This window comes from Methylomonas defluvii (genome assembly GCF_033949435.1).
Taxonomy (GTDB): Bacteria; Pseudomonadota; Gammaproteobacteria; order Methylococcales; family Methylomonadaceae; genus Methylomonas; species Methylomonas defluvii.
On sequence record NZ_JAXARY010000025.1, the window covers coordinates 65577 to 73628 of the forward strand.

Below are 8052 nucleotides of genomic sequence, written 5' to 3' on the forward strand. Positions count from 1 at the left end.
TATGGAAAATCAGGGAAGCGAAGCAGGCGTTTTGTTTCCGGAAACGCTAACCAAACAAATTCAGGCCGACGGCGTGGTGCTGGTGTTACGCATTCCCAAAGATCTAACTTATTTCAGCGGTCATTTCGACGAAATTGCGGTGGTACCCGGCGTCGTACAAATCCAATGGGCGGTGCATTATGCCCGGCAATACCTGGGTTTAACCCGCGACTTCAGTCATATGGAATCGGTAAAATTCAAAGAGCTATTGTTACCTGGACAGGAGCTGGAATTGGCATTGCACTATCTGCAACAAGCCGGCAAACTCACTTTTTGTTACCGTTCGGCAGCCTGCGAATACAGCTCGGGTAGAATTTACTTTCATGACCACGACGTTTAAGCCCTGTATCCTGATTCCGGTTTATAACCACGAAAAGCCGCTCCCCGGCATTGTTGAGCGTTTGGCTGGGTATCAACTGCCCTGCCTATTGGTGGATGACGGTAGCGATGCGGCCTGCGCCGAGGTGATTCGCGGCTTAGCACAGCAATATGCCTGGGTGCAAAGTATCAGGCTGGAGGTTAACCAAGGGAAGGGCGCGGCGGTCAAAGCCGGCATTCTGGCAGCTCAAACCCAAGGGTATTCGCACGCGCTGCAAATCGATGCCGACGGCCAGCACGATTTAAACGATGTGAATAAATTTCTAAACGCCGCCAAACAAGCGTCGGCAGCGGTGGTCATCGGTCGAGCGCTGTTCGACGCATCGATTCCTAAACTGCGCTACTACGCCCGCTACCTGACCCATATTTGGGTACATATCAACACACTGTCTTTCGCCATCCCCGACTCGATGTGTGGCTACCGGGTTTACCCGCTTGAGTCTTGCGCAAAGTTGATTCAAAGCCAAGCCATGGAAAATCGCATGGGTTTTGATACGGAGATTTTGGTGCGGCTTTATTGGCAAGGCGTGACAGTCATCTCCATTCCCACTCAGGTGCGCTACCCGCTGGACGGCTTATCGCATTTCCGGGCTTTGGAGGACAATCTGCTGCTCAGTCAGACTCATGCCCGTTTATTTTTCGGTATGTTGTTACGCTGGCCCAAACTGCTACTGAGGCATTTTCAATGAAGCCCGCGAACACCGCCGCCCGGCATTGGGCAGCCGTGGAGGAAAACAGCCTGCTTTGGGGTATACAGGCTCTGGTGTGGGTGTATCGGCTGTTCGGCCGCTGGGTATTTCGTCTGTTTTTGCGGCCGGTGGTCAGTTACTACTTTCTGGCCGGGCGTCTTGCCCGCGAGTCTTCCAGGGAATATTTGCGCCATTTGGCCGATTTTTACCCGGCGTTGGGTTTGGGCAGCGGACTCTGGCAAAGTTACCTGCATTTTTTGAGCTTTGGCGAAACCTTGCTGGATAAAATCGTGGTGTGGACCGGCAATATCACGCCGGAGCAAGTGGATTTTCCCAATCGCCAGCTGCTGTTGGATTTGATCGAACAAAAACGCGGCGCCATGCTGCTGTCCGGACACATCGGTAACCTGGAAATTTGCCAAGCCATCGCCACGATGCGCGGCCACATCCATCTGAATATCCTGGTGCATACCAAACATGCCGAGAAATTCAACCGCCTGCTCGGCAGTCGCGGCAGCGCCACCATCCAATTAATTCAAGTGACCGAGTTAAGCCCGGCGATAGCGATTACCTTGCAGGAAAAGATCGAGCGCGGCGAATTTCTGGTGATGGTCGGTGACCGGGTGCCGGTGCAAGGCGGCCGCACGGTGTCGGCCAGCTTTCTGGGAGAGGACGCCGAATTTCCGCAAGGCCCGTATCTGCTGGCTTCGCTGTTGCGTTGCCCGGTCTATACCTTGTTTTGCTTTCCGGTGAACGGTCGATTCAAGATCCATCTGGAACACTTCGCGGAATCTATTCGCATCCCGCGCGGTGAACCCAAAAGGCATGACATGCTGAAAAATCTGGCGCGACAATATGCCGAACGACTGGAAGCCTATTGCCGAATAGCGCCGCTACAATGGTTTAATTTTTACCCGTATTGGAGCAAGACAACTGCGGGCGATACCAGTCAGATAGCCGTCGAGGACAACTAATATGTTGCGCGCCGAAGTGGAATTAACTGTGCCGTTTCACGACATTGATTTACTTAACATTGCCTGGCACGGCCATTATTGCAAATACATCGAGATTGCCCGTTGCGCGATGCTGGATAAAATCGGCTACGGTTATATGGCGATGAAGGAAACCGGTTACGTCTGGCCGATTGTGGATTTGCAATTACGTTATGTGCGTCCGGCACAGTTCGAACAGCGGATCAAGGTATCAGCGGAGTTGGTGGAATGGGAATACCGGATGAAGATTAAATACCGGGTCGCCGACGCCGAAACCGGCGAAGTGTTGGCCAAGGGCCATACCATCCAGGCCGCTGTGGACGCGGACAGCCGCGAAATGTGTTTCGCTTCGCCGGCGGTGTTTTTGGAAAAGCTCGGGATTAAATCTGATTCGCCCTAGCTAGGTGCTTACTGTAGCGTTTGTGTTTTGGGCTGTTCCGGTTTGTCGTCTTTGTTGTACTGTCGCGTCGCCTGTTGCCTAGCGTCAGCCTGTTCTTAACCTTTTGCTCGAGGGATTTTGATTATGTTCAGAAAAAACTACATTGTGATGTTGCTCTGCTTGGCTGTGTTGGCGGTGGGCTGCAAGAAGGAGCTTAAGCCAGGTGAAGGTGCGGCAGCGGCTGTCCAGCCCGCGCAGGTTTACTATACGCAGTTCAGCCTGTTCCAAGAGCAGAACCGGTTCCGCACCACCAATTACCGTAAAGGCCAGTTGATTCCAATCAATACACCAGTAGCGCTGCTGAAACTGACCTCCGACGAGGCGGTGCTTAGAGTGGAATCCAGCGGCCAACTGATTACCATCGAAAACGTGCAAAAATTTACCAAAGACGATATGCCGATTGCTTTCAGTAAAATTGCCGGCACCAGTAAGGTAGACCTCAATCAATATACTCCCACCGAGCGCGAAAGTATTTTGGCAGGGCAGGTGAAGACAGGCATGAGCAAAAAAGCCGTGCTGGCCGCCATCGGCTACCCGCCGCAGCATGTCACGCCTTCGCTCGATAGCGACGACTGGACTTACTGGTCCAATCTATTCAACCGCTTTTTGGTGAAATTTAAAAACGGCAAAGTCGATAGCATTGTCGAATAAGCCCGGGGCTTTTGATGTACTGGAGCCGGCAGTTGCAGTTCCGGTTCCAGTAGCGATCATTGGACTATTCAAACCCAAATCCGGCTTTAGCCCAGGCTTTGGTTCCCCCTTCCAAATTGCGCAAATGCTCGTAACCTAGTTCGTGTAGCGTTCTAGCTGCGGCATTGCCCATCGGCCCACCTTCGCAATACAGATAAATCGGAGTGGTTTTATCTTGCGGCAGTTTATCCAGGTATTTCTCGACATTGTTGTAAGGAATAAACACATCGGTGCCTTTGATATGCCGCTGCTCCGGGGTATGCACGTCCACCAGAAAAATATCCTGCTGTTGCATCAGCTGATTTAGTTCCGGCGCGGTGACCATTTGTAAATAATCGGGTGCTTGAAACGCGCAGCCGCTCAAGAACAGGCTTAAAGCTGCACTGGCATAGGTTTTTTTCATGGCTTAATTCTCCGAAATCAGACAAATGCGTTAGGGATTTTGGCAACGATCCAAGCTTTCACTCAGCGTGACCGGTTGCAAATTCGCGACAGCAATGGCCTCCAGCAAGGGAGGAAGCACTTCTAGAATTACCGGCTGATTGTTGCTTGTGCGGGCAACATTACTGTCATGCAACAACAGAATGTCGCCAGCTTTCAGGTCTTTCAACAATTTCGCCAAGACGACTTGCGGATTGCCTTCAATCGTGTCAAAGCCGCGCTTGGTCCAACTAGCCAATTGCAAACCCAGGCGGCTGAGCACCGGATCAAGCAAAGGATTGCGCAAACCGACCGGCGGCCGAAAAAACCGGGGCCGAATGCCGGTCACCTCAGTCAGAGTATCCTGGGCCGCGTTTAGTTCGGCCATCCAGCCATTTAGCAGCAGAAACGGCAAATGATATTGGTGATGCATGCTGTGATTTTCGACCGCGTGGCCGCGTTTGACGATGTCCCGACACAAATCCGGGTAGCGTTGGGCTTTATCGGCGATGCAGAAAAACGTGGCTTTGGCGCCGAAGCGATCCAGCAGGTCCAGCACGGCGGGGGTGATTTCAGGATCGGGGCCATCGTCTATGGTAATGGCAATGTCGCCCCGCGCGGCGGCGGCAGGCGGCAGCGAGGTCCAGTTCGAGCCTACCCAAGAGCAACGCGGCCAAAGCCCGGCAAAGGTTAAAACCAACTGATCGGCAATAAAAGTCATCAAGGCCCAAGGCCAAATGCTTGGTTGAATAACTATCGCCAGCGGAGCGGCTATTGTTATTGCCAATGAAACCTTCATTAGCGGCGTAGGCTGCCAGTTGCGGTAAGCGGAAAAATTCATCATGAATGGGGGTGCGTGTTTAACCGGTAAGCGTCGCCGGTACCGAGCAGGGCGGCGATCAGATTTTTCTGCACTTCCGAGCTGCCAGAAAAAAGCCGCCCGGCTAGCGCATCCTGGACCAATTCAGCCATCGCGCCCCCCGATTCCAAGCCGGCCGCGCCCATGATCTGCACCGCATCCAGGCTGGATTGCAAGAAAGCCTCGGCCGCATACAACTTGGTTTGCGCCGACGCCATCGTCAGGCGTTGGCCGGCGTCGCACAATCGCGCGCATTCCCCCAGCCATAAATTGACGGTGTCCAGCCGTAACTTCATCTCGGCGATGCGATGGCTGACGGCCTGATGCTTACCCAAATGCACGCCGCCGGAGCGCCGCTCCCGGCTATAACGAACCACTTCCGCCAATTGCCAATCCATGAGCCCGGCGATGCCGGCGAACACGAAGGCCCGTTCGTACTCCAAAGCCTTTTGGATCATCTGGGTGCCGGCGCCGATTTTTCCGAGCAGGCGATCGGCATCGATTCGACAATCTTGCAAACTCACGCTGCCGGTGGCGCTGCCCCTGCAGCCATCCAATGCACTTTCATTGCTGAAATGGCAGCCGTCATCTTCACGGGACACCAGGAAAGCGGAAATCTTGCCGTCCAATTTGGCGTAAATCACCAACCAGTCGGCCATTGGCACGTTAGTGATATAACGCTTTTCGCCGTTTAGTAGATAACCGTCGCCCGCTTGTTTGGCATGAGTAGTCATCGCTTGCACGTCGGAGCCGCAAGACGGCTCGGTGATGGCATGCCCGCCCAGCCAGTCTCCGCTCAACAAAGCCGGCAGAAATTTTTCTTTCTGCGCCTCGCAGCCGTACAACAAGATAGGGTATACAGAACCCCACAGATGGGCGTTGATCGCCAGCATCAGACCGGGATCGCGACAAGTTTCGCCAAGGCGGCGATGGGTTTCGACTAACGAGGCAAAGTTATCGCCAAAACCGCCGACGGCAGAGGGCAGGGCATGTCGAAATACACCAAGTTCAGCGACGGCACGCAAACGGACTTTGATTTGGGTTTCATTCGGTCGGCCTGCGTAAGCAAGGATCTCGGAAAAATCAGTGGCTATAGTCATGGTTTAGGATTTGAGCAAACGCAATGAATTTGCATTGTATTGTATCGTTCCCAAGCTCCGGCGTGGAAACGAAGGCATGGAGCGTCGAGGCAAGCTTGCAAAGACAAAGTTTCTGTTTTTCGCAAAAGCTTCTATGCTGGTTAGGCTTGGAACGCCAGGTCCCACCGCTTGCGATTGGTCAACCAGAGTAAGCCTGGCTAGAAAATTATCAATAACTTAAAAGCACGTATGAGCAAAACCACACCCGCCAACGTCAAACTAACGCTTTACGGTAAGCCTATCGAGCTGAAATTCAGCGCGCCAACGGAAAAAGTGACGCCGGTAGCGATGCTGCCGGCACTGCATCGCATCAACAACACTTTTGTCGAAACCGCAGTGGCTGCCTTTGTTACGGACCAGGAGACCATCTCCTGCCAAGCCGGCTGCGGCGCCTGCTGCCGACAAGTCGTGCCGTTGGCGGAATTCGAAGCCTACCAAATCGCCGGCGTGGTCGAGCAATTGCCCGAGCCCAGGCGTTCCACGGTCAAGCAGCGCTTTGCCGACGCTTGCGAAAAACTGGACGCTATCCAGTGGCTGAGCCGGCTCGAACAGATGCTGGCTGAAGGTACCAACCACGAAGCGGTAGAGCAACACGCGCTGACTTATTTCCAGCAAGGGGTGCCCTGTCCGTTTCTGGAAGCGGAAAGCTGCTCCATTCATCCGGTTCGACCCTTGGCTTGCCGAGAATATCTGGTGACATCGCCGGCCGAACATTGCCAAAACCCGACACCGGAACATGTCAGACACATCGAGTTAAAATTTCAGGTGTCCAAAATTGTCCGCAAACTTTGGCGCACCAGCCATATCAAAGACCTGGATTCGGTGCCGATGATTTACGCCTTGCAATGGGTCAAGAAACACCCCAACCAATTTCCAAAAAAGCGTGGCGAGGCTTGGCTGCGGGAATTTTTTGACTATATGGCGAATCCGTGACGTTACTTGATGCCGCTGGAAACGATGGAATGAGCTTATCGTTCCCACGCTCCAGCGTGGGAATGCGCTCCAGCGTCACGGCTACCAGAGTGCAACCATCCAGCCCAGCACAATTACAAGTATCAGCCTAATTCCATGTGATATAGCGCCCGGTCTTCACCAATAACTCTGAAGCCCATCCGGTCGTAGAGACGCTTTGCCGGGTTGATCTTTATCACGTCCAGTACCAATTTCTTATTCAGATTTTTGGCCCGCAAAGCTTCTTGTGCCAGCAAAGTGGAGCCTATTCCCCGTCTTTGAAATTCAGGTAGCAGAAACAGGGTGCGAACCCAATGACTTTGCTCGCTCTCCTGCACATAGATAGCGCCGGCAGGTTCTTTGCCGATGCGAATCAGTTTGAAGTTTTGCACCTGTAGGTTTCTCCAGAAACCGGTATGTTGAAACTCGTCGTCCCAGCCCCATGCCCAATCGATGTAATCGCGCATCGATAGCTTGAACGCATTAAATATGAAATGTTTGTCATGCTCTGCTGCGTCGATCAGGCTAAAGGAGGTCATAAACTAAGCCAAATGTTGTGATCATATCTATCGTTCCCACGCTCCAGCGTGGGAATGCCGCCCCAGACGTTCCAGCGTCACGACTACCAAGTATCGATGTCGATCAAGCCGCCCAGTCCTGCGTAATTCACAGCACTTGAGTAACGCCAATGCTCAGGCAAATTCACATAACCCCGCTTCACCGGATTGGCGTGAATATAATCCAACTTCTCCCGCATCATCGCTTCATTAAGAATCAACTCCGCATGCACGCCTTCCTGCCAGAACTGAAACTCCCGGTCATGCTTATGCGCGCATTTGGCAAAGCGCAATCTTTGCAATAACTGTTCGGCTCGTTTCGCTTGCAGATGATCGATGATCCGCCGCGCGGTGTAGGCTTTGAAGCTGGCAACGCATTTATCCAGCGAGGTACTCTGAGCGATGAAATGCAGATGGTTTTCCAGAATCACATAGCCATACAGTTTTAAGCCGACCTGTTGCCGTTGATATTGCCAGCAGTCGAGCAGGATTTTCACGGTTTCCGGCCGGGTAAAGACCGGCAGCCATTCCACGACCGTGCAGGTCATGAAATGCGCTTGCAGGGGTTCAGTGATGGTGTAACGACTTCGGCCCATCGGTTGTTTGTTGGTTTAGGACGCTGGAGCGTCCGGGGCGGCGTTTCCACGCGGAGCGTGGGAACGATGAAATTTCAGCCATCATAGTTATCCTTTAAATTATCTTCGATCTTCTACACAACCAGATTCCCAAGGATCTGGTGCGGGATTTAGCCAGTTTTCAGCAGTTATAGCGCCTTTAACAGGCTGGTGAAAAACCCGTCGATATTTCCCCTTACCCACGATGTAAGTGATTTTTTCGAGTTGAAATCGGTCATGACATCGAGTTTCAAGCGTTTTGCCCCGGTTTCAAGGGCTTTTTAT

Annotated in this window: 11 protein-coding genes; 6 read left to right on the forward strand and 5 right to left on the reverse strand. The window is 52.8% G+C overall.

What is annotated here, in order from left to right; translation table 11 throughout:
* Nucleotide 1 precedes the first annotated feature (1 nt).
* From QLH52_RS20940 to QLH52_RS20960, 5 genes are all read left to right on the forward strand, one after another.
* The gene (locus QLH52_RS20940; protein ID WP_319962835.1) at nucleotides 2–379 is read left to right on the forward strand and encodes an ApeI family dehydratase; all 378 of its coding nucleotides are present in this window, start codon (nucleotides 2–4) and stop codon (nucleotides 377–379) included.
* On the forward strand, nucleotides 363–1106 hold the full coding sequence (locus tag QLH52_RS20945) for a glycosyltransferase family 2 protein (protein ID WP_319962836.1): 744 nt from the start codon (nucleotides 363–365) through the stop codon (nucleotides 1104–1106). The genes QLH52_RS20940 and QLH52_RS20945 overlap by 17 nt, the downstream gene beginning before the upstream one ends.
* Nucleotides 1103–2080 carry an LpxL/LpxP family acyltransferase gene (locus QLH52_RS20950; RefSeq protein WP_319962837.1) on the forward strand — a complete coding sequence of 326 codons (978 nt, stop codon included), beginning with the start codon at nucleotides 1103–1105 and terminating at the stop codon, nucleotides 2078–2080. Before QLH52_RS20945 ends, QLH52_RS20950 begins: the two co-directional genes overlap by 4 nt.
* A gap of 1 nt (nucleotide 2081) precedes the next feature.
* Nucleotides 2082–2498: an acyl-CoA thioesterase gene (locus QLH52_RS20955; RefSeq protein WP_171695439.1), complete on the forward strand. Its 417-nt coding sequence runs from the start codon at nucleotides 2082–2084 to the stop codon at nucleotides 2496–2498.
* Between the two features lie 123 nt (nucleotides 2499–2621).
* Entirely contained in the window at nucleotides 2622–3188 is a 567-nt protein-coding gene (locus QLH52_RS20960; RefSeq protein ID WP_033156267.1) for a hypothetical protein, read from the forward strand.
* A gap of 64 nt (nucleotides 3189–3252) precedes the next feature.
* Here the strand turns inward: QLH52_RS20960 and QLH52_RS20965 are convergent, their stop codons facing one another.
* Genes QLH52_RS20965 through QLH52_RS20975 form a run of 3 tightly spaced genes read right to left on the reverse strand, consistent with a single transcriptional unit; the run spans nucleotide 3253 to nucleotide 5606 of the window.
* A complete protein-coding gene (locus QLH52_RS20965; RefSeq protein WP_033156266.1) occupies nucleotides 3253–3630 on the reverse strand; it encodes a rhodanese-like domain-containing protein in 378 nt (125 codons plus the stop codon).
* A 30-nt stretch (nucleotides 3631–3660) separates the two neighbouring features.
* A complete protein-coding gene (locus QLH52_RS20970; protein ID WP_225893098.1) occupies nucleotides 3661–4491 on the reverse strand; it encodes a polysaccharide deacetylase family protein in 831 nt (276 codons plus the stop codon).
* Nucleotides 4488–5606 (reverse strand): acyl-CoA dehydrogenase family protein, encoded by a 1119-nt coding sequence (locus tag QLH52_RS20975; protein WP_319962838.1) that lies wholly within the window; start codon nucleotides 5604–5606, stop codon nucleotides 4488–4490. Before QLH52_RS20975 ends, QLH52_RS20970 begins: the two co-directional genes overlap by 4 nt.
* 228 nt (nucleotides 5607–5834) lie before the next feature.
* On the opposite strand from QLH52_RS20975, the gene QLH52_RS20980 reads away from it, so the two are divergent.
* Nucleotides 5835–6578, forward strand: coding sequence for a YkgJ family cysteine cluster protein (locus QLH52_RS20980; protein WP_319962839.1), 744 nt, complete (start codon nucleotides 5835–5837; stop codon nucleotides 6576–6578).
* 122 nt (nucleotides 6579–6700) lie between these two features.
* Here QLH52_RS20980 and QLH52_RS20985 read toward each other — a convergent pair whose 3' ends face one another.
* Nucleotides 6701–7135, reverse strand: a complete 435-nt coding sequence (locus QLH52_RS20985) for a GNAT family N-acetyltransferase (RefSeq protein ID WP_205450194.1) — start codon at nucleotides 7133–7135, stop codon at nucleotides 6701–6703.
* Between the two features lie 83 nt (nucleotides 7136–7218).
* Nucleotides 7219–7749, reverse strand: a complete 531-nt coding sequence (locus QLH52_RS20990; protein WP_205450195.1) for an REP-associated tyrosine transposase — start codon at nucleotides 7747–7749, stop codon at nucleotides 7219–7221.
* Nucleotides 7750–8052: the final 303 nt, after the last annotated feature.